Below are 2397 nucleotides of genomic sequence, written 5' to 3' on the forward strand. Positions count from 1 at the left end.
AGGCGGCGACCGAGGCGGCGGCGAGGGTTGCGCGGGCCAGAGCCGGGAAGCGCCTGGCCGTGGAACCCGTGTTCGTCATGTCGCGTACCGCCATGCTGTCCCCTTCGCCGAATGTCCGTGCCCGCGGCTGCCCCGCCGGCGGGGCAGCCGTATGTGTCAAGATCAGAACTGTGCGGTGACGGTGCCGAAATATTCCCGGACGGCGCCGCGTTCGAGCGACTGGTAGTCGCCGCTCATCGGGAAGCCGTTTTCGCCCATCATCGCGATATATTTCGCATTGAACAGGTTATAGACGTTGAAGTCCACCGTAATGTTCTTCATCGCGCCGCAGCTGCCGAAACGATAACGCGCGCCTGCGTTGGCCAGCCAGTAACCGGGGATGTGCGTGTCGTTGAGGTAGCTGAATTCGCGCTTGGAATAATAATTGGCGTCGAAATGCACCTGGGCCGGGCCGTAGGTGTAGATCGCGCTGGTCTTGTACATGAATTCGGGGTAGCCGACCATCTTCTTGCCGGCCAGCGGATAGTATTGCTGGCCCGCCAGGACGTTCTGGCCGTAGGTGGCATGGTTGTAGCTGACGGTGTTGAAGATCGACAGCCCGCGCACCGGCACCAGCGTCAGCCCGGCATCGACGCCGTTCATCGTCGCGCTGTGGGTGTCGATCACGCTGGCGACCGGGTTGTTCAGCGTGCCCACCGAGGCCGAGATCAGCTTGTGCGAGATGTCGGAATGGTAGCCGTCCAGCGAGGCGATGATGCGCTTGGACGTGTAGCGGTAGCCGACCAGGTAGACCCAGTCGCGTTCCGGCCGCAGCGTATGCTGCAACTGCTTGAAGGTCGGCTGGTCCTGCACCGACCAGGGCGAGGCGGAATAGCCGCCGGCGCCGGACGCGCCCACCACGTAGGAGCGCATGTTCTCGGCCAGGTCGAAATAGAGTTCGTGCCCGGGCAGGAAGCGCCAGTTGGCGCTGACATGCGGCAGGAAGGCGCCGACGGTGCTGAGGCTGCCGTTGGGCAGGGAGTCGACCCCGGTCACGTCCGGATTGTTGTAGTCCGAGCCGCCCGATGTCGTGACCGCCAGCGTCTTGAACCCGGCATGGACCGTGAGGTTGTGCAGCGGGCGCCAGGTGTCCATCAGGTGGTACTGCACCGTGTTGGTGGTCCAGGCGAAATTGTAGCTTTGCTGGAAGGCGGGGCCGTAGACGTCATAGGGGCCGACGGTCTCGACCGGCGCGCCCTGGCCCAGCAGCGGTTCGTTGTACCAATACTGGCCCGAGGTCTGGATGTTGTTTTCGTACCAGACGCCGGTCTCGATCGTGTGGTTGCCGAGCCGGTACTGGAGGGCGGTGTCGAAGCCCATGCGCTGCTGCCGGGGCTGCCACACTTCCTCGGACAGCGGCGCGCCGGTGGCGGACGGCGTGTTCGGGTCGCCATAGGTCAGGTACGACGTGTCGCTGTGGCCGTAGAAGGTGGTGCGCCAGCGCAGGCGGTCGGTCAGCGCGAAATCGAGATTCAGGCCGCCGAGATAATCGACCGTGTGCTGGCCGGCATCATAGAACGCGACCGTCTTGGGGTCCTGTCCGGTGATCTGGTCCCAGCCGGGCGGCAGGTAGGTGCCGGCGGCCGTCGCGTAGGCGGCGGCGTAGTTCGGGTAGAAGGATTCGACGCGCCAGCCGAGCTTGTTGAGGATTTCGAGCGATTTGTCGGAATAGCCCCAGACGGCCGAGTCGCTCCAGTTGAAGAAGGCGGAGATCGAACTGTCATGGCCGATCGGCTGCACCAGCTTGCCGTCGGCCTGCTGCATGAAGTCGGAGCCGCCGCCCTGGTACTTGCCTTCGTAATCGCGGGCATAGGAGGCGAAGAACTTGGTGCCCGACGCGTTGAGCCGGCCGCTGTCGAAGCGGGCATAGGTGCGGTACATCGCATAGGAGCCGAAGCCCTGCGACACCTTGCCGCCGATATGGTCGGCCGGGTCGTCGGTGAAGAACTGCATCGTGCCGCCCAGGTTGGAGTTGGACGGCAGGTTCACCGCGCCCGCGCCCTGGGACACGCTTTCGCGCCCGAGATCGTCGGGGATGACGGCGGTGAGGATGTTCAGCCCGTTGACCGAGCCGTAGCTCTGGTCGTTCAGCGGCACGCCGTCGAGCGTGACGCCGAGCTGGTCCATGAAATAGCCGCGCAGATAGATGCTGGCGCCCCAGGTGTCGAGGCCGAGCGCGTCGGAGGAGCTGAAGCTGACGCCCGGGAGCTGGGCCAGGGATTTCAGCGGGTTGGTGCCGCCGACCATGCGTTCGATGGCCGCGCGGGTCACCACCTGTTCGGTATCGTGCGAGACGCCGCGGGTGGCGACGATGCTGACATCCTCGTTCCGGGCGGCGCGGGTGGCGGCGGGCGCGGC

The 2397-nt window shown here is 65.3% G+C and carries 1 protein-coding gene; it reads right to left on the reverse strand.

Features of this window, described 5'->3' with window-relative positions; all coding sequences use genetic code 11:
* Positions 1 to 162 precede the first annotated feature (162 nt).
* A partial coding sequence (locus HUK84_RS15045; protein WP_246285706.1) for a TonB-dependent receptor occupies positions 163 to 2397 on the reverse strand: 2235 nt, incomplete at its 5' end.

Source organism: Nguyenibacter vanlangensis (assembly GCF_013376155.1).
GTDB classification, from domain to species: Bacteria; Pseudomonadota; Alphaproteobacteria; order Acetobacterales; family Acetobacteraceae; genus Gluconacetobacter; species Gluconacetobacter vanlangensis.